General features: G+C 64.8%; 14 protein-coding genes, 1 tRNA gene and 1 pseudogene. 3 read left to right on the forward strand and 13 right to left on the reverse strand.

Annotated elements, in window-relative coordinates; genetic code table 11:
• Positions 1-55: 55 nt before the first annotated feature.
• From GKC70_RS05865 to plsB, 4 genes are all read right to left on the reverse strand, one after another.
• Positions 56-129: transfer RNA gene (locus tag GKC70_RS05865), tRNA-Gly, on the reverse strand.
• A gap of 110 nt (positions 130-239) precedes the next feature.
• The gene (locus tag GKC70_RS05870; RefSeq protein ID WP_342650733.1) at positions 240-1,121 is read right to left on the reverse strand and encodes an alpha/beta hydrolase; all 882 of its coding nucleotides are present in this window, start codon (positions 1,119-1,121) and stop codon (positions 240-242) included.
• Between the two features lie 238 nt (positions 1,122-1,359).
• Positions 1,360-2,046: a DUF4197 domain-containing protein gene (locus GKC70_RS05875; RefSeq protein WP_342650734.1), complete on the reverse strand. Its 687-nt coding sequence runs from the start codon at positions 2,044-2,046 to the stop codon at positions 1,360-1,362.
• Positions 2,047-2,136: 90 nt separating this feature from the next.
• Positions 2,137-4,614 carry a glycerol-3-phosphate 1-O-acyltransferase PlsB gene (gene plsB / locus GKC70_RS05880; RefSeq protein ID WP_342650735.1) on the reverse strand — a complete coding sequence of 826 codons (2,478 nt, stop codon included), beginning with the start codon at positions 4,612-4,614 and terminating at the stop codon, positions 2,137-2,139.
• A gap of 231 nt (positions 4,615-4,845) precedes the next feature.
• Here plsB and GKC70_RS05885 point away from each other — a divergent pair, with 231 nt between their 5' ends.
• Positions 4,846-5,055, forward strand: coding sequence for a cold-shock protein (locus GKC70_RS05885; protein ID WP_029614930.1), 210 nt, complete (start codon positions 4,846-4,848; stop codon positions 5,053-5,055).
• 118 nt (positions 5,056-5,173) lie between these two features.
• Here the strand turns inward: GKC70_RS05885 and GKC70_RS05890 are convergent, their stop codons facing one another.
• The 4 genes and pseudogenes from GKC70_RS05890 to GKC70_RS05905 all read right to left on the reverse strand — a co-directional run bounded on the left by GKC70_RS05890 (position 5,174) and on the right by GKC70_RS05905 (position 10,225).
• Complete coding sequence (locus tag GKC70_RS05890; RefSeq protein WP_029614931.1) at positions 5,174-5,548, reverse strand: hypothetical protein; 375 nt, start codon at positions 5,546-5,548, stop codon at positions 5,174-5,176.
• Positions 5,549-5,567: 19 nt separating this feature from the next.
• Positions 5,568-6,380, reverse strand: a complete 813-nt coding sequence (locus GKC70_RS05895; RefSeq protein WP_342650736.1) for a putative RNA methyltransferase — start codon at positions 6,378-6,380, stop codon at positions 5,568-5,570.
• Positions 6,380-7,531: a succinyl-diaminopimelate desuccinylase gene (gene dapE / locus GKC70_RS05900; protein WP_039579616.1), complete on the reverse strand. Its 1,152-nt coding sequence runs from the start codon at positions 7,529-7,531 to the stop codon at positions 6,380-6,382. Before dapE ends, GKC70_RS05895 begins: the two co-directional genes overlap by 1 nt.
• Before the next feature lie 103 nt (positions 7,532-7,634).
• Positions 7,635-10,225, reverse strand: a pseudogene (locus GKC70_RS05905) (glycosyltransferase).
• A 235-nt stretch (positions 10,226-10,460) separates the two neighbouring features.
• On the opposite strand from GKC70_RS05905, the gene tcdA reads away from it, so the two are divergent.
• Positions 10,461-11,270 carry a tRNA cyclic N6-threonylcarbamoyladenosine(37) synthase TcdA gene (gene tcdA, locus GKC70_RS05910; protein WP_029614932.1) on the forward strand — a complete coding sequence of 270 codons (810 nt, stop codon included), beginning with the start codon at positions 10,461-10,463 and terminating at the stop codon, positions 11,268-11,270.
• 24 nt (positions 11,271-11,294) lie between these two features.
• Here tcdA and GKC70_RS05915 read toward each other — a convergent pair whose 3' ends face one another.
• The 4 genes from GKC70_RS05915 to GKC70_RS05930 form a co-directional block, all read right to left on the reverse strand.
• The gene (locus tag GKC70_RS05915) at positions 11,295-11,705 is read right to left on the reverse strand and encodes a SufE family protein (RefSeq protein WP_342650737.1); all 411 of its coding nucleotides are present in this window, start codon (positions 11,703-11,705) and stop codon (positions 11,295-11,297) included.
• Entirely contained in the window at positions 11,702-12,907 is a 1,206-nt protein-coding gene (locus GKC70_RS05920; RefSeq protein WP_342650738.1) for a cysteine desulfurase, read from the reverse strand. Before GKC70_RS05920 ends, GKC70_RS05915 begins: the two co-directional genes overlap by 4 nt.
• 96 nt (positions 12,908-13,003) lie before the next feature.
• Positions 13,004-14,038, reverse strand: coding sequence for a 2,3,4,5-tetrahydropyridine-2,6-dicarboxylate N-succinyltransferase (gene dapD, locus GKC70_RS05925; protein WP_039579608.1), 1,035 nt, complete (start codon positions 14,036-14,038; stop codon positions 13,004-13,006).
• Positions 14,039-14,073: 35 nt separating this feature from the next.
• Positions 14,074-14,421 carry an ArsC family reductase gene (locus GKC70_RS05930; protein WP_342650739.1) on the reverse strand — a complete coding sequence of 116 codons (348 nt, stop codon included), beginning with the start codon at positions 14,419-14,421 and terminating at the stop codon, positions 14,074-14,076.
• 270 nt (positions 14,422-14,691) lie between these two features.
• Between GKC70_RS05930 and GKC70_RS05935 the strand changes: the two genes are divergently transcribed.
• A complete protein-coding gene (locus GKC70_RS05935; protein ID WP_342650740.1) occupies positions 14,692-16,338 on the forward strand; it encodes a Na+/H+ antiporter in 1,647 nt (548 codons plus the stop codon).
• Between the two features lie 9 nt (positions 16,339-16,347).
• Here the strand turns inward: GKC70_RS05935 and dapC are convergent, their stop codons facing one another.
• Positions 16,348-17,547, reverse strand: a complete 1,200-nt coding sequence (gene dapC, locus GKC70_RS05940) for a succinyldiaminopimelate transaminase (RefSeq protein ID WP_342650741.1) — start codon at positions 17,545-17,547, stop codon at positions 16,348-16,350.
• Position 17,548: the final 1 nt, after the last annotated feature.

A 17,548-nucleotide genomic window follows, 5' to 3' on the forward strand; every position in this document is an offset into this window, starting at 1 on the left:
AAAAAGAGCCGAGGGCTCTTTGGGGGCTGCAATCAGATGCGCAGTGCGAAGAATGTGGAGCGGGTAGAGGGAATCGAACCCTCAACTAAAGCTTGGGAAGCTTTCGTTTTGCCACTAAACTATACCCGCTTCGCAGCCCGACTTTTTACCAGAATCCTGGTGTCCTGGAAAGTCCAAGCAGCAAAAAAGCCTTGCAGCAGCGCTTGTCTACGGCTGGCAGGCCCCACCCCACGCTGTACTCACCCCGCCAACGCCTGCTGACCCGCCTCATAGCCATAGCGCTGCCGAGGTGTACGGGCCGGTTGCAGAAAACCCAGCATCGCGCTGCGGGTGTCTTCGCAGGCTGCCTTGTGCTCCATGTCCAGGAAGTGCCCGGCGTCGCGAATCACGCTGAACGCGCTCCTGTCCACATGCCGGGCGAACTGCCTGGCGTCCTCGACCGTGGTGTATTCGTCACGCTCGCCGTTGATGAACAACACCGGAATATCGATGTTGCGCGCCCCGGTCAATGCCCGCTGCAGGTCATGATCCAACACTTGGTGGATATGGAAGTGCATCTGCGCGTACTCGTGGCTGTCCAGGCTGCTGACGTGGCGATAGTTGAAACGCTTGAACAGTGAGGGCAGGTGCTTGCCGATGGTGTCGTTGACCAGATTGCCCACTCCAGGGCGGTCGCAGGCCGACAGGTATTGGCTGCCCCGCTCCAGGTAGTCGCGCATGGGGCCGTTGATCACCGGCGAGAACGAACTGATGATCGCCTTGTTCACCCGTTGCGGCTGGTGCGCCAGAGCCAGCAGGGTGCAAGCGCCGCCCCAGGAAAAGGACATGACGTGGTCGGCCCGGAAGTGCTCGACCAACTCCAGCAGGATATGCGCTTCGGTCTCCTTGCTCAGCAGCCGCTCATGGCGGTTGTGCGGCTTGGACTTGCCGGCGTAGGGCTGGTCGTACAGCACCACGTTGAAGTGCGGATGCAGGCTGCGCACGGTCTGGGCGAAGGAGGCGGTGGTGGCCAGCGAGCCATTGACCAGAACGATGGTCCGCTCTGCGGTCTGCGCGCGATAGAACTCCGTGTACACCCGGTACTGACCTTGGATATCAAGTACAGCGATTTCTGGCCTCATGTCATCGACTCCTGGCGCAAAAAGGGCACTCGCGTCATGTAGCGGCGGTCGGCGCGAACGCGCGAACACGCTGCACAGAGCCCTAGGGTGCAGGTCGCATGTGACAGGTAGGCATTCGCCTGGAAAGGAAGTGGGCGTCCGCGGTCGATCGTGTGCGATCAGCCTCAGCGCCAGTCGGCCGGGCGGTGACTGGCGGTGTTTCGCGGGCAGGGCGCCCGCGAAGGGGATGCGGAGAGGCTCAGAGCGCGCCGAAGACCTTCTTGGCCAGGCTGGTGGCCGCTTGCGCAGGGTTCTGGCGGATGCTCTGCTCCTGCTTGCCGATCATCTCGAACAGACCGTCCAAGGCTTTTTCGGTCACGTAGTTCTCGATGTTGGCGTCGTCCTTGATCAGGCCCAGGCCTTTGGCCTGGCCGGCGAAGCTGTTGTACTGCTGGGCCAGGCCGACCTTGTCGGTGGCCTGCTTGACGATCGGCAGGAACTTGGCGCGGATCTGCTCGCGGCTGCTCTTGTCCAGATACTTCGTCGCCGCTTCGCCGCCGCCGCTGAGGATGCCCTTGGCATCGGTCACGCTCATCTTCTTCACCGCGTCCACCAGAATCGCCTGGGCCTGCGGCACAGCGGCTTCGGCCGCCTTGTTCATGCTGGTTTCCAGAGCCTGGACCTGGTCGCCCTTGCCGAACATTTTCATGGCCTGGGCCGCCTTGCCGAGCTTGCCGGGCAACTCGATGCGCACATCGGGATTGTCACTGAAACCGCCGGGCGTGCTCAGTTGCTTGACGGCGATCTGCGCGCCTTGGGTCAGGGCGTCCTTGAGGCCGCCGGCAGCATCTTGCTGGGACAGGTTGCCCAGCGACAGGGCGAGGGCGCTGGCCGACAGCAGCAGACCGGCGCACAGGGTGGTCAAGCGCAGGGAGGAACGAATCATGAAGGCGTCCTTGAGGGCAGAAAGTGAATCGAACTCGGTGCGCGGATCGGCTCCGATCCGCGCACCGATGGGCATCAGACATGCACCCTATCACGCGACGGGGGTATCGTCCCGATGCAGCGCCACCTGGCGGATCGACAGGCGCAGCTCCGCCGACAGCACGCGCTTTGCCACCCCTTCGGACAGTTCGCCGAGCTTGTCGTGGTAGCCCAGCTTGCCGCTGTCGTCCGGTTGCAGTACGCCTTCGCTGACCAGGGTCTGGATGAAGTGACGGAACAGTGTCTTGTCGAAGAACTCCGGTGCATTGAGGCCATGCAGGATCGACAAGCGCTGGGCCATCATCACGCATAGCGCTTCCAGTTCCTCGGCGTCCAGGCTGTGTTGGCCGCTGTTGAGCAGCAGCGAGGTGGCCATGTAGAAGCGTTGCAGGGTCTGAGTGATGGCGCGGGCCAGCAGGGTAAGCATCACGAACTGCCGTGAACTCGGTGCCGGACGCAGGTACACCCCGTGCTCTTCGCGCAGCAACCCCTGTTCCACCAGCGCAGCCAGCCATTGATCGATGGCTTCGTCGAGCGCTTCGGGTGTCCAGCGCAGGAACAGTTCGGCCTGCAGGTACGGATACAGCGCGTGCACGTACTGCCCGAGCAACTCACGGCTCATCCGTGCACTGCTGGTGAAGAAGCTCGCCAACAGCGCCGGCAGGGCGAAGATGTGCAGGATGTTGTTGCGGTAGTAGGTCATCAGCACCGCGTTGGCTTCGTCCAGGTACAGGATGCGGCCCAGCGCGTCTTTCTGTTCGGACAGCAGCTCCATGCCTCTGACGTGCTCGATCAGCGCGCGACCGTCGCCCTCCGGCAGGGTGACGTGCGCGGAGTAGGGCACTTGACGCAGCAACGCCAGGTACAGGTCGAGCACGCGGATCAGCGCCCGCTCGTCCAGGGCCAGGCGGCTGGTCGACAGCAGCGCCAAGGCCACCAGGTTGACCGGATTGATCGCCGCCGCGCCGTTCAGGTGCTGGGCCACCTTCGCGCCCAGGTGCGTGGTGGTGTCGTTGAGCCAGGTCGGGCGGAACTGCGGCGCCAGGTCCTGTTCGCGCCACCCCGGTTGTTGTTGGTCGAGGAAGCCGTTCAGGTGAATGGGTTCGCCAAAATTGACGTAGACCTCGCCGAAGCGCTGCCGGAGCGCGCCGATGACCTTGAAGATATCGAAGATCGACTCCTTCTTCTTGCTTGCCCCGCGCAACTCACCCAGGTAGGTGCGGCCTTCGAGCACGCGCTCGTAGCCGATGTACACCGGTACGAAGACGATCGGCGTGCGCGATGAGCGCAGGAAGCTGCGCAGGGTGATCGCCAGCATGCCGGGGCGCGGTTGCAGCATGCGCCCGGTGCGCGAGCGTCCGCCCTCGACGAAGTACTCCACCGGGAAACCCTTGGTGAACAGGGTGTGCAGGTATTCGTTGAAGACGGCGGTGTATAGCGGATTGCCCTTGAAGGTGCGGCGCATGAAGAAGGCGCCGCCCCGGCGCAGCAGGCTGCCGATGACCGGCATGTTGAGGTTGATGCCCGCGGCGATGTGCGGCGGCGTCAGGCCGTTGCGGAACAGCAGGTAGGACAACAGCAGATAATCGATATGGCTGCGGTGACAGGGGACATAGATCACCTCATGGCCGGGGGCAAGTTCTTGCACCTGCTCGATGTGGTTGACCTTGATGCCGTCGTAGATCTTGTTCCAGAACCAGCTCAGCACCACTTCAAGGAAGCGAATCGCGGTGTAGGTATAGTCCGAGGCGATTTCGTTGCCATAGTGCAGGGCCTTGGCTTCGGCCTTGGCGTAGGGGATCTTCTCGCGCTCAGCCTCGTCGCTGATAGCTTGGCGAACCAGCGGGTCGTGGACCAGGCCCTTGACCAGATTGCGCCGGTGGGAAATATCCGGGCCGATGACCGCCGTGCGCAGATTGCGAAAATGCACCCGCATCACGCGCTGGGCCATGCGCACCGTGCGTTCATGGCCTTTGTTGTGCTGCACCAGTTCGCGCAGGTGGATGGGTGCGGAGAACTGCACGCGGGTCTTGCGTCCGAGGATGAGCACGGTCAGCAGCCGGCGCAAACGCCCGGTAACTGCCCAACTGTCGGCGAACAGCAGTTTCCACGGGCTGTTCTCACTGGCGGGCGTCTGCCCCCAGAACACGCTGACCGGGATGATCTGTGCATCTTCCTCGGCGTGTTCGCTGAGGGTGGTCACCAGCCGTTGCAAGGTCGGCGGTGCGCCGCGCTTGTCCTGGCGACCGAGCCAGTCCGGGTCGGGGGTCAAGTAGAAGAACGCCGCAGGCTCGTGCAGCGGGCCGACGGCCACGGGCAGTACCGGGCGGGGCAGCCCCGCCTTGGTGCACTCGCGGTCGATCACCGCCAGGTCGGTGAGCGAGGGTGAAGGCAGGGCGTAGAAGACCGGTCGGCTGCGGTCGAGGTTGAGCGTCAGCGAGGACTGGTTGATGGTCTCGGAGCGCACCCACAGGTACAGGACGCGACGCAGGGCACCGAAAATCAGGCGGCGCAGGGGAGAACGGGTCATGGGGTGATTGCCCTGGGAAAATGTTTCAGGAGATATACCAGCAAGTTAGGCTGCCGTATCGGCATAAGTTCAGCAAAAATAGGCCATTTGAAGCCATGTCATAAAAATTTTTGTTATCCGACAGATACTCGGTCCGCACCTTGCAGGAAGTTTCCGCAAGCTGCGTAGCCAGAGGAAGAAAATCCTCTGTCTGCACGGCGATCTTGAAAATAAAAATCCGGAGTGTTGCAGATGTCGTCTCGTGAGACTGGGAACGTGAAGTGGTTCAACGATGCCAAGGGCTTTGGCTTCATTCAGCGCGAGGGTGGAGCCGATGTCTTCGTCCACTACCGCGCCATCCGCGGTGAGGGTCACCGCACCCTGGTCGAGGGACAGCAGGTGGAATATTCCTTGGTGCAGGGCCAGAAAGGCCTGCAGGCCGAGGACGTCGTCGGCCTCTAAGACCGCTACGAGTGGCGAGCGACGAGCTGCAAGCGATGCCAATACCGACGTGAGTTCACCGGTCTTGCCGCTTGAAGCTTGAAGCTCGCCGCTGCTTTCCTGAAGCGCGCCGCTGCTTTCACGTGCGCCAGGTGATTTCTTCTTCGCCGTCAGTGCTGATGCGGATCCAGCGGTCGGCGTCTTCTTCGCCGTCTTCTTCGGCCCAACTGCCCGGCGCGCAGCGCACTTCCACGTTGAGCGCGGCGAAGGCGGCTCGGGCGCAGGCGATGTCATCGACCCATGGGGTCTGGTCGCTTTCCAGGTAGAGGCTGTTCCATTTCCCTACAGCCTTGGGTAACCAAGTGACCGGGATGTTACCGGCCATGCACTTGAAGGTCTGGCCTTTCTGCTTCCACTCGCTGCACGGGCCCAGGGCCTCGGTCAGCCAGGCGGCAATCTGCTTGTGATCGACGTCTGCGTCCTTGAGGTAGATTTCGATATCGGGTTGGCGCATTTCAGGGCTCCTGGTGTGCTCAGTCTTGGCGCACAAAATAGTCATAACGCATGGATACCGTGACCTCGAGGGGCGCGGGCTGCTCGATCACGCGAGTGCGCTTTTCGGCGCTGGCACGCCAGCCGTGCGGGGTCATGGCCAGCAGGTCGGCACGGGCCTGGGCTTCGGGCAAGGTCAGGGTGAATTCCAGGACCTCGCTGTGGGCGTGCTGCATGCCTGCTGGCACCAGAGCCAGGTGCTTGTCGTCGGCGTAAGGGCGCACTTCATCGTAGAGCAGGCGACGCAGTTCCATCAGGTGGCCGTTGGTCGGCCCCACGCGCATCAGTCCGCCGCCCGGCGCCAGCAGGCGTTTCGCTTCCCGCCAGTCCAAGGGGCTGAAGACGCTGGCGATGAAGTCGCAGTTGGCATCGGCCATGGGCACGCGGGCCATGCTGGCGACCATCCAGGTGAGCTGCGGGGCGCGCCGGCACGCACGCTTGACCGCCTCCCGGGAAATGTCCAGGGCGTAGCCGTCGGCGGCAGGAAGCGCCTCGGCGATTCGTGCGGTGTAGTAGCCTTCGCCACAGCCGATGTCGAGCCACGCGCCGGGGGTGCGTTCGGCAGCCAGTTGCGCCAGTCGCGCGGCCACCGGCGCGTAGTGGCCGGCGTCGAGGAAATCGCGGCGGGCCTGGACCATGGCCTGGTTGTCGCCCGGGTCACGGCTGTTCTTGTGCTGCACCGGCAGCAGGTTCAGATAGCCCTGGCGAGCGCGGTCGAAACGGTGGCCGGCCGCACAGGCCACGCCGTTGTCGAGCTGCGCCAGTGGCGCCTGGCAGAGGGGGCAGGCCAGCATCAGGCGAGCAACCGCACCAGGGTCTGGTAGTAGATTTCCGTCAACAGGTCCAGGTCACTGGCCAGGATGCGCTCGTCCACTTGGTGGATGGTGGCGTTGACCGGCCCCAGCTCGACCACCTGGGTGCCCAGGGTGGCGATGAAACGGCCATCGGAGGTGCCGCCGCTGGTCGAAGGCTGGGTGTCACGGCCGGTGACGGCCTTGATGCTCGACGACACCGCATCGAGCAGCTCGCCCGGCTCGGTGAGAAACGGCAGGCCCGAGAGTGCCCAGTCGATCGACCAGTCCAACTGGTGCTTGTCGAGGATCGCCGCCACGCGCTGCTGCAGGCCTTCTACGGTCGACTCGGTGGAGAAGCGGAAGTTGAACAGCGCGGTCAGTTCGCCCGGCACGACATTGGTAGCGCCGGTGCCGGCATTGAGGTTGGAGATCTGGAAGCTGGTCGGCGGGAAAAAGGCATTGCCCTGGTCCCAATGCTCGGCCGCCAGCTCGGCCAGCGCGGGCGCCGCCAGGTGGATCGGGTTGCGCGCCAGATGTGGATAGGCAACGTGGCCCTGTTTGCCGCGCACGGTGAGGTGCGCGCCGAGCGAGCCGCGGCGGCCGTTCTTCACCACGTCGCCGAGCAGGGACGTGCTCGAGGGTTCGCCGACGATGCACCAGTCCAAACGCTGCTGGCGTGCCTTGAGGCGCTCGACCACAGCCTTGGTGCCATGATGCGCTGGCCCTTCTTCGTCGCTGGTGATCAGGAACGTGACCTGGCCGCGGTGATCAGGATAGTCGCGCACGAAGCGTTCGCTGGCGACCACCATCGAGGCCAGGCTGCCTTTCATGTCGGCGGCGCCGCGGCCGCAGAGCATGCCGTCGGCATCGATCAGCGCGTCGAAGGGCTCATGCTGCCATTGCTGCACGGGGCCTGTGGGCACCACGTCGGTGTGACCGGCGAAGCACAGCACCGGACCGTCCTGCTGGCCGTGACTGGCCCAGAAGTTGTCGACATCTTCGATGCGCATCGGCTCGAGCTGGAAGCCGACCGCACCCAGGCGATTCATCATCTGGGTCTGACAGTCGGCATCGACCGGCGTCACCGAGGGGCGGCGGATCAGGTCGCAGGCCAGTTGAAGGGTAGGCGAGAGCTCGGCTGGGGCCGTCATGGAGAACTCCGGGGGCAAGGCAAGGCGAAAAATCTGGGGGCGTTATCTTATATCAAACGGGCCGGCGCAGGGGACGCGATGCACCCCTGCACTGCACAGGGCCTCAAGCCTGCTGCGGCTCGACCGCGGTGTGCGCCGGTTTGGGCAGCGAGGACAGGAAGGCCATTATCAAGGCCGCCAGGTACGGCAGCGACTGCACCAGCAGCATCGCCACCCAGAAGCGCATGTCGGAGCTGGGCAGGCCTTGCACCAGGCAGATGCCGGCCGCCGCACTCCACAGCAAGAGCATGATGAACAGCTCTTCGCGGGCTTCGGAGATGGCCACCAGCAGACCATGGCTGTCGGCATTCTTTGGTGTGCGGAAGAACGGCATGCTGCTGGTGAAGAAGCCGTAGAGCACCGCCTTGGCGATGGTGTGCGACAGCGCCAGGCCCGCCAGGGCGGCGGCGAAGGCATCGCGCAGGTCCACCCCCACCGCGCGGCGGTAGAGGAAGATGATCTTGCCGACCTTGAAGAAGAACAGCGCCAGCGGCGGGATGGCAAAAATCATCAGCGGCGGATCGACGCGGTGCGGCACGATGATCATCGCCGCCGACCACAACAGCGCCCCGACGGTGAAGAAGATGTTCATGCCATCGGCCACCCAGGGCAGCCAGCCGGCGAGGAAATGATAGCGCTGGCCACGGGTCAGTTCGCTGCCCTTGCCGCGCAGCAGGGCGCCGGCATGATGCTTGATGATCTGGATGGCGCCATAGGCCCAGCGGAAGCGCTGTTTCTTGAAATCGATGAAGGTGTCGGGCATCAAGCCCTTGCCGTAGCTGTTGTGGGCATAGGCGGCCGACAAGCCTTTCTCGAACACCCGCAGGCCGAGTTCGGCGTCTTCGCAGATGCACCATTCGGCCCAGCCCAGTTCCTCCAGCACACTACGCCGGGTCATGGTCATGGTGCCGTGCTGGATGATCGCGTCACGGTCGTTGCGAGTGACCATGCCGATGTGGAAGAAGCCCTTGTATTCGCTGTAGCACAGTTTCTTGAAAGCGCTTTCGTGCTGGTCGCGGTAGTCCTGGGGGACTGCACCACGGCAATCTTCGGATCGGCGAAGTGCGGCACCATGTGCTTGAGCCAGTTGCGATCCACGCAGTAGTCCGAGTCGATCACCGCGATCACCTCGGCATCCTTGGCCGTGTGCGGGATCAGGTAGTTCAGTGCACCGCCCTTGAAGCCGGCCAGCGGCGCGACGTGAAAGAAGCGGAAGCGCTCGCCGAGCTTTTCGCAGTGGGCCTTGAGCGGCTCCCACACCGCAGGGTCCTTGGTGTTGTTGTCGATCACCAGCACTTCGTAGTCCGGGTAGTCGAGGGCGGCGAGGGCGTCGAGGGTCTGCTTGACCATCTCCGGTGGCTCGTTGTAGCAGGGCACGTGCACCGACACCTTGGGCCGGTAGGCGGTGTCGCCTTGTACCGGCAGGAATTCTCTTCGTCGTTTGTGAGTCCAGACCGCTTCGGCCAGCTCATGGGCCTCGGTGAGCAGCACGATGAACACGCCGATGGCGCCCAGGGCCAGTAACACGCCTACCGTCAGGCTGAACCAGGTGCTGTATTGCTGGCTGTAGTCATAGGCGATCCACACCAGCACCGAGCCGCACAGGAAGGTGATGAAGGTGAGGAACGTGCGACCGCGCTGACGCAACGCCGAGCCGTCGATCAGCAGCACGGCCAGGGCGATCATCGCCAGCACCACCGAGGCCACCGCCAAGGCGCGCCATTGCGGGATGGCCACCACCGGCCCCTCGAAGTTGAATTTCTGCTGGCGCTCGGCGTTGAACACGCCCCAGTAGGCGCCGACCGAGCCTTCGTCGCTGGCTTTCCAGGGCTGGTCGTAGGCTTCGATCACGAAGTAGTTGAAGCCGCGGCGGTTCAGGGTGTTGACCAGGGTTCGCAGGTAGATCGCCTGATCCGCCTGGGTGGCATCGGCGCCGCCACGCATGCGGCCGTTGCTCGGCCAGCCCACTTCCGACAGCAGCAGGGGCTTGCGGGGGAACTGATGACGCAGGTCGCGGGCGCGGTCCAGGACGAACTGCACCGAGTCGCTCATCGGCACGAACTCCCAGTACGGCAGGATGTGCGCGGCGATCAGGTCGACATGCTTGGCCAGCTCAGGGTGCGCCTTCCAGATGTGCCACTGTTCGCTGGTCGTCACGGGCACCTTCACCGCCGCGCGCACGCGGTCCAGGTACTGGATCAGCGCCTCGGGGGTGATCTCTTCGCGGAACAGCGCTTCGTTGCCTACCACTACCCGCACCACGCTGCGCGAGCTGTTGGCCAAGCCGATGGCTTTCTCGATCTCGCGTTCGTTGCGCTCCAGGTCGGTGCTGATCCAGATGCCCAGGGTCACGCGCAGGCCCAGTTCTTCGGCCAGGTGCGGAATCTCGGCCTGGGTACCCTCGACGGTATAGATACGGATGTTGTCGGTGAACTTGCTCAGTTGCTCCAGGTCCTGGCGCATCTCGTCTTCACTGGGGTATTGGCCCTTCTGCGGGCTCTCCCCGAGGCGGAAGGGTGAATAGGAGAAACCAGAGATCTGTTCCGGCCAGGCCGGCGCCGATACCGGGCGATTGATCAGCGCCCAGAAGCCGGTGAACAGCGCGGCGATGGCCAGGACGATCACCAGGTTGAGACCGAATTTGCGTGATGACATAAGTGCGTGAGCTTCCAGGCAAGGTGCAGGCAAGAGCCAGGGCGAATCCAGGTTCGGGTGTGGGCGGTGCAGAAACAGCCCCGAGCCGGCCACAGCCGACTTACGATTGGACATTAAAGCAGGATTGACAGGCTCTTTCCTAATGCCGGGTTGCCGGGGACGCATCGCGTCGACAAGACCTGGCTGACGGGCGCGCATGGCCTATAATGCGCCCCGGTTTTTTCGGGGTAGCAGCATGAGCACAGAAGATCCACGCTTCGCCGGCGTCGCCCGGCTGTACGGCGACGAAGGGCTGCAGCGCCTGCGCCAGGCCCACGTGGCCGTGGTCGGCATCGGCGGCGTCGGCTCCTGGGCGGCGGAGGCGCTGGCGCGCAGTGGCGTCGGCGAAATCAGCCTGTTCGACCTGGACGACGTCTGCGTCAGCAACACCAACCGTCAGGCCCATGCCCTGGAGGGCCAGGTGGGGCGGCCGAAGGTCGAGGTCATGGCCGAGCGTCTGCGCGCCATCGATCCGGCTTGTACGGTGCATGCGGTGGCTGACTTCGTCACCCGAGAGACCCTGCTCGAACACATCACCGAAGACCTGGACTGCGTGATCGACTGCATCGACAGCGTGCAGGCCAAGGCGGCGCTGATCGCCTGGTGCCGGCGGCGCAAGATTGCCATCGTCACCACCGGTGGTGCAGGCGGGCAGATCGATCCGACGCAGATCCAGATCGGCGACCTCAACAAGACCTTCAACGACCCCCTGGCGTCGCGGGTGCGTTCCACCCTGCGCCGCGACTACAACTTTTCGCGCAATGTCAGCCGCAACTATGGCGTGCCCTGCGTGTTCTCCAGCGAGCAACTGCGTTACCCCAAGGGCGATGGCAGCGTGTGCCTGCAAAAGAGCTTCGTCGGCGACGGCGTGCGCCTGAACTGTGCCGGCGGCTTCGGCGCGGTAATGATGGTGACCGCGACCTTCGCCATGGTGGCGGTCAGCAAGGCCGTGGAAAAGCTGGTGGCCGGTGCTCGACGGCCGTCGGAGCGGACCAAGCCCGACTGACCGTTGCGTTGCGCGTAGTGCGCCTCAGGCGTGGGCGCTCAGTTCGGCCATGCGCTGCAACACGGCGTGCAGCCCGTTGCTGCGCGAGGGCGACAGTTGGCGTTCCAGGCCCAGTTGGGTGAACCACGCGCGCAGGTCCACGTCGGCCAGCGCGTGGTTGCCAAGGCCTTGTACGCGCGCCAGCAGCAAGGCCAGCAGGCCGCGCAACAGGCGGGCGTCGCTGCTGGCCTTGAATTGCCAGCGCTCGTCGACGCGTTCGGCCACCAGCCATACCCGGCTTTCGCAGCCATGCACGCGGTTGGCCTCGACCTTGTGCTCATCGTCCAAGGGTTGCAGCCGATCGCCCCACTGCATCAGCAGCCTGGCACGCTGCTCCCAGCCTTGGCAGCGGTTGAACGTTTCGAGTGCCTCATGGGCTTGTTGCGGCAGACTCATCGCAGCAACTCCAGGCCTTGATCGAGGGCGTCGAAGAAGCGCTGCAGGTCGTCGCTGTCGTTGTACAGCGCCAGTGACACCCGAATCGCGCCTTCCAGTCCCATGCTTTTCAACAGCGGCATGGCGCAGTGATGCCCGGCACGCACGGCGATACCTTGTTCGGTGAGCAGGTGGGCGATGTCGGCATTATGCACGCCCTCCACGACGAAACTCGCCAGGGCGGCCTGCGGGCTGGCCAGCAGGCGGACACCGTCGCGTTCGGCCAGGCCGTGCAGCAGGTGCCGGTGCAGCAGGCCTTCATGGGCGGCCACTGCGGCGGGGTCGAGAGCGCAAAGGTAATCGAGGGACGCGCCCAGCCCGATCACCCCGGCGATCGGCGGGGTGCCGGCTTCGAAGCCCAGCGGCGCCGGGCGGAAACTGGCCTGGTCGTAGTCGGCCACCTGCACCATCTCACCGCCGAATTGCCAATGACGTACTTGGCGCAAGGCCTCGGTGCGGCCGTAGAGCACGCCGACGCCATCGGGGCCATAGAGCTTGTGGCTGGAGAATACGTAGAAATCGCAGCCCAGTTGCTGGACGTCGTGACGGCCGTGGACCACCCCTTGAGCGCCGTCGACCACGCTCAACGCACCTTGGGCGCGGGCATGGGCCAGCAGGGCCGGCAGCGGTTGCCAGGTACCGAGTACGTTGGACAACTGGCTGACCGCGAGCAGGCGGGTGCGCGGGCCGATCAGTTGCAGTGCCTGGTTGAGGTCGATCTGGCCTTGGGCGTCCAGCGGCAGGACCACCAAACGCAGGTTGCGACGCTGCGCCAGTTGCTGCCAGGGCAGCAGATTGGCGTGGTGTTCCAGTGCACTGACGGCGATTTCGTCACCCGGCTGCAGGCCATGCTCCAGGCCGTAGGCCAGCAGATTGAGCGCGGAGGTGGCGCCGTGGGTGAAGATGATCTGCCCGGCATCGCCCGTATTGAGCCAGGCAGCGACCTTGGCCCGACTGGACTCGAACGCCTGGGTCGCCAGGGCGCCGGGCAAGTGTTGGGCACGATGAACGTTGGCGGCGCCCTGGGTGTAGTAGTGGCTCATGGCGTCGAGCAGCGCCTGGGGTTTTTGCGTGGTGGCAGCGCTGTCCAGGTAGGTCTGGTGCTGGCGTTGCAGGGCGGCGATGGCGGGAAAATCGGCACGCCAGGGGGAGGGCTGGAACATGAGTGCGGGGCCTGGAATGAAAATCGGGTCTGACAGCAATTGCCAGACCCGATCTTAGCACTTCGAACCGCTGGGGGTGGGCGCGCGGCCTGCCACTCAGTTGTGCGCGTGCAGTGCCTCGTTCAGCTCGATCGCCGACTTGTGGGTTTTGCACTCCACGGCGCCGTTGAGCGAGTTGCGGCGGAACAGCAGGTCGGTTTGCCCGGCCAGGTCACGGGCCTTGACCACCTTGACCAGCTCGTTGTGTTCATCCAGCAGGTTCACTTTGGTGCCTGCGGTGATGTACAGACCGGCTTCGACGGTGTTGCGGTCGCCCAGCGGGATACCGATGCCGGCGTTGGCGCCGATCAGGCAGCCTTCGCCGACCTTGATCACGATGTTGCCGCCGCCGGAGAGGGTGCCCATGGTCGAGCAGCCGCCGCCCAGGTCCGAGCCCTTGCCGACGAACACACCGGCCGACACACGGCCTTCGATCATGCCCGGGCCTTCGGTGCCGGCGTTAAAGTTGACGAAGCCTTCGTGCATGATGGTGGTGCCTTCGCCAATGTAGGCGCCCAGGCGCACGCGGGCGGTGTCGGCGATGCGCACGCCGCTCGGCACCACGTAGTCGGTCATCTTCGGGAACTTGTCCACCGAGATGACTTCCAGCAATTCGCCTTTCAGGCGTGCTTCGAGTTGCTGCTCGGCCAGTTCGCTCAGGTCGATGGCGCCCAGGTTGGTCCAGGCGACGTTCGGCAGCAGCGGGAAGATGCCGGCCAGGGAAACGCCATGCGGCTTGACCAGGCGATGCGACAGCAGGTGCAGCTTGAGGTACGCCTCGGGGGTGGAGGTGAGCGCGGCGTCTTCGGCGATCAGCGTCGCCACCAGCGGCTTGTGGCTTTCGGCCAGGCGGGTCAGCAGTGCATGCTGGTTGGCGTCCACGCTTTTTACGGCGTCAGCCAGTTGCGCGGCCTGGGCCGGGCTGAAGGCGATGGCCTGGTTGCCACCCTCGTAGCCGAGGATCGGGCTGATGGCGGCGACCAGTTCGGCGCTCGGTGCGACCAATGGCTGTGCGTAGAAGACTTCCAGCCAGGTGCCCTGGCGGTTCTGGGTGCCGACACCGAAGGCCAGGCTGAACAAAGTGGTGGACATGCAATTACCTCGTACGAAAAGGGTATGGAGCGAATTCAGGAGAGGGCTGCGGCGTACTGGTCCGGCTTGAAGCCGACCAGCGTGCGCTCGCCCAGATCGAGCACCGGACGCTTGATCATCGACGGTTGCGCCAGCATCAGTTGGACGGCCTTGGCCTGATCCAGATCGGCCTTGCTGGCGTCGTCGAGTTTGCGGAAGGTGGTGCCAGCGCGGTTGAGCACGACCTGCCAGCCATGCTCGTCGCACCAGCGCTCGAGGCTGTCACGGTCGATGCCTTGGGTCTTGTAGTCGTGGAAGGCGTAGTCGATGGCCTGTTCGTCAAGCCAGGTACGGGCCTTCTTCATGGTGTCGCAGGCTTTGATGCCGTAGAGAGTGTATGCCATTGAATGCCTGGGCCGTCGGCGCTGGCCGAGCCGACCCTATACTCCTCGAAGAATGGGTGGGGCGATTATGCGGGATCGATGCCGAGGGCGCCACGGCTGGCTGCCCTGTGCTTTGGAACCCTTTATGTCATGTCCGGTCGAGTAGCAGGGTCCAGAGCGCGCCATGCGCCTGCGACCATCGTTCAGCGGCAGCGCTGGCCGCGAGCCGGTAACATCGGCCATGGCCGATCCGTTGGTCAGTTCTTCACCCCGTAGTCAGGAAACCTTGCGATGCAATCAGCCTATACCGTCCTCATCCTGCTGATGCTGGTGAGCGTTTCCAAGTTGCTCGGGCGCCTGTTGCCGCTGCCGCTGCCGTTGGTGCAGATCGGCGCCGGAGCGCTGCTGGCCTGGCCGACCCTGGGCCTGCATGTGGCCCTCGATCCCGAGCTGTTCCTGTTTCTGTTCCTGCCCCCGCTGCTGTTCGCCGACGGCTGGCGCATGCCCAAGCGCGAGCTGTGGCGCCTGCGCGGGCCGGTGGTGGGGCTGGCGGTCGGGCTGGTGCTGTTCACCGTGGTGGGCGCGGGTTACTTCATTCACTGGATCCTGCCGAGCATCCCCTTGCCTGTGGCCTTCGCCTTGGCCGCCGTGCTGTCGCCCACCGACGCCGTGGCCGTCTCGGCGATCACCCAGGACCGTCTGCCCAAGCCGCTGATGCACATGCTCCAGGGCGAGGCCTTGATGAACGACGCTTCGGGCCTGGTGACCTTCAAGTTCGCCCTGGCGGCGGCCATCACCGGCGTGTTTTCCCTGGCTGACGCCAGCCTGAGCTTCGTCCTGGTGGCCATCGGCGGGCTGGCGGCGGGCGTTGCGCTGAGCTGGCTGGTGGGGCGCTTGCGCGCCTGGATGATCGCCCGTGGCTGGGACGATCCGGCGACCCACGTGGTGTTCATGCTGCTGTTGCCCTTCGCGGCCTATGTGCTGGCCGAGCGCCTGGGCGTGTCGGGTATTCTGTCGGCGGTGGCGGCGGGCATGATGCAGAGCTGGCTCGACCTGCTGCCGCGCCAGACCAGTACACGCTTGCTCAACCGCAGTGTCTGGTCGCTGCTGGAATTCGCCTTCAATGGCTTGATCTTCCTGCTGCTGGGCTTGCAACTGCCGGACATCATCAAGGCGGTCGTCAGCCACGAAACGTCGCTGTGGCCAACCTTGGCCTGGCGTTGCCTGGACGTGGTGGCGATCTTCGTGGCGCTGGTGCTGCTGCGTTACATCTGGGTGCAGAGCGTCTGGCGCGCCATCGGCGCGGTGCGGCGCTGGCGTGGCAAGCCGGCCTTGGTGATGGTGCCCAGTGCACGCTCCTGCTGGCTGTTGACCCTCGGCGGCGTGCGCGGTGCGGTGACCTTGGCCGGTGTCATGTCGGTGCCGCTGCTGATCAGTGCCGGCCAGCCTTTCCCCGAGCGCGACCTGCTGATCTTCATCGCCGCCGGCGTGATCTTGCTGTCGCTGGTCAGTGCCTGCATCGCGCTGCCGCTGCTGTTGCGCGGTATCACGCTGAGCCCCGACGAGCGCCTGCATCAGGAGGTGAAGGAGGCGTGGCGACGCACCGCCGAGGCCGCTGTGCATGCGCTGGAGGCCGAGGATGTGGTGGACGCCGGTGCCGAGCAGGACGCGGCCCTGGCCACACAGGCCGTCGAGCTCAAGGCACGGTTGATGGCCGAGTACCGCGACCAGTTGAAAAGCTACAGTGACACGGCCGAAGCCCGCGCCCTGGCCGAGCAGATGGACCTGCTGGAGCGCCGCCTGCGCCTGCGCGCGTTGCGCGCTCAGCGCCTGGAGCTTTACAGCCTGCATCGCCAGCACCTGGTCGGCGATGAAGTGGTGCGTCAGGTGCTGGGCGAGCTGGACATGAGTGAGGCGAATCTGGGAACGGTGCGCTAGCGCAGCATTTCAGCCGCGAGCCTGGAGAAACGCGCGGATCCGCTGCGCCGCCTCAATGCACTCGGCCAGCGGTGCCACCAGCGCCATGCGCACGCGCCCGGCTCCAGGATTGACGCCGTCCACGTCACGGGACAGATAGGAGCCCGGCACTACGGTCACGTGCTCGGCCTGGAACAGGTCGCGGGTGAAGTCGGCATCGCAGCCCGGCACCTTGGCCCACAGGTAGAAGCTGCCATCGGGGCGCTGGACATCCATCACCGGCTGCAGAATCTGCAGCACCGCTTCGTACTTGGCGCGGTACTGGTCGCGGTTGGCACGCACATGGGCTTCGTCCTGCCAGGCAGCGATGCTGGCCAGTTGGGTCTGCACCGGCATGGCGCAGCCATGGTAGGTACGGTACAGCAGGAAGGGCTTGATGATCTCGGCGTCGCCCGCCACGAAGCCTGAGCGCAGCCCCGGCAGGTTGGAGCGCTTGGACAGGCTGTGGAACACCACGCAACGCTTGAAGTCGTTGCGACCCAGCTCCGCGCAGGCGCTGAGCAGACCCGGTGGCGGCGCCTCTTCGTCGAAGTACAGCTCGCTGTAGCATTCGTCGGCGGCGATCACGAAGTCATGCTCGTCGGCCAGCGCGATCAACTGCTTGAGGGTGTCCATCGGCACCAGTGCGCCGGTCGGGTTGCCCGGCGAGCACAGGAACAGGATCTGGCAACGCTGCCACACCTCGGCTGGCACGGCGCCGAAGTCCGGGTTGAAACCGTTGCTTTCCAGGCACGGCAAATAGTGCGGGATGGCTCCGGCCAGCAACGCTGCGCCTTCGTAGATCTGATAGAAGGGGTTGGGGCTGACCACCAGGCCGTCGTCAGCCCGGTTCACCACCGCCTGGGTGAAGGCGAACAGTGCTTCGCGGGTGCCGTTGACCGGCAGGATGTGCCGCTCGGCGTCGAGCCAGCCAGCCGGTACGCCGAAGCGCCGCTCGCACCATTGGCCGATGGCCTGGCGTAGGGCAGGCAGGCCCAGGGTGCTGGGGTAGACCGCGAGCTTGTCAAGGTTGTCGGCCAGGGCCTTGGCGACGAACGCCGGGGATTCGTGCTTCGGCTCACCGATCGACAGGGCGATGGCGCGTTTGTCCGCCGCAGGCTTCACGCTGCCCAGCAGGGCGCGCAGCTTTTCGAAGGGGTAGGGCTGAAGCTGGGTCAAGGCATGGTTCATC

The sequence above is a fragment of the Pseudomonas sp. REB1044 genome (genome assembly GCF_038813925.1).
In the GTDB taxonomy this organism is placed as follows: Bacteria; Pseudomonadota; Gammaproteobacteria; order Pseudomonadales; family Pseudomonadaceae; genus Aquipseudomonas; species Aquipseudomonas boreofloridensis.

What these genes read in the sequence shown, in the direction of transcription:
- dapD (WP_039579608.1), bottom strand. Translation starts at nt 14,038, where the DNA reads ATGTCCACCACTTTGTTCAGCCTGGCCTTCGGTGTCGGCACCCAGAAC.
- GKC70_RS05930 (WP_342650739.1), bottom strand. Translation starts at nt 14,421, where the DNA reads ATGGCATACACTCTCTACGGCATCAAAGCCTGCGACACCATGAAGAAG.
- GKC70_RS05915 (WP_342650737.1), bottom strand. Translation starts at nt 11,705, where the DNA reads ATGAGTCTGCCGCAACAAGCCCATGAGGCACTCGAAACGTTCAACCGC.
- dapE (WP_039579616.1), bottom strand. Translation starts at nt 7,531, where the DNA reads ATGACGGCCCCAGCCGAGCTCTCGCCTACCCTTCAACTGGCCTGCGAC.
- GKC70_RS05870 (WP_342650733.1), bottom strand. Translation starts at nt 1,121, where the DNA reads ATGAGGCCAGAAATCGCTGTACTTGATATCCAAGGTCAGTACCGGGTG.
- GKC70_RS05890 (WP_029614931.1), bottom strand. Translation starts at nt 5,548, where the DNA reads ATGCGCCAACCCGATATCGAAATCTACCTCAAGGACGCAGACGTCGAT.
- dapC (WP_342650741.1), bottom strand. Translation starts at nt 17,547, where the DNA reads ATGAACCATGCCTTGACCCAGCTTCAGCCCTACCCCTTCGAAAAGCTG.
- GKC70_RS05895 (WP_342650736.1), bottom strand. Translation starts at nt 6,380, where the DNA reads ATGCTGGCCTGCCCCCTCTGCCAGGCGCCACTGGCGCAGCTCGACAAC.
- GKC70_RS05935 (WP_342650740.1), top strand. Translation starts at nt 14,692, where the DNA reads ATGCAATCAGCCTATACCGTCCTCATCCTGCTGATGCTGGTGAGCGTT.
- GKC70_RS05885 (WP_029614930.1), top strand. Translation starts at nt 4,846, where the DNA reads ATGTCGTCTCGTGAGACTGGGAACGTGAAGTGGTTCAACGATGCCAAG.
- GKC70_RS05875 (WP_342650734.1), bottom strand. Translation starts at nt 2,046, where the DNA reads ATGATTCGTTCCTCCCTGCGCTTGACCACCCTGTGCGCCGGTCTGCTG.
- GKC70_RS05920 (WP_342650738.1), bottom strand. Translation starts at nt 12,907, where the DNA reads ATGTTCCAGCCCTCCCCCTGGCGTGCCGATTTTCCCGCCATCGCCGCC.
- tcdA (WP_029614932.1), top strand. Translation starts at nt 10,461, where the DNA reads ATGAGCACAGAAGATCCACGCTTCGCCGGCGTCGCCCGGCTGTACGGC.
- plsB (WP_342650735.1), bottom strand. Translation starts at nt 4,614, where the DNA reads ATGACCCGTTCTCCCCTGCGCCGCCTGATTTTCGGTGCCCTGCGTCGC.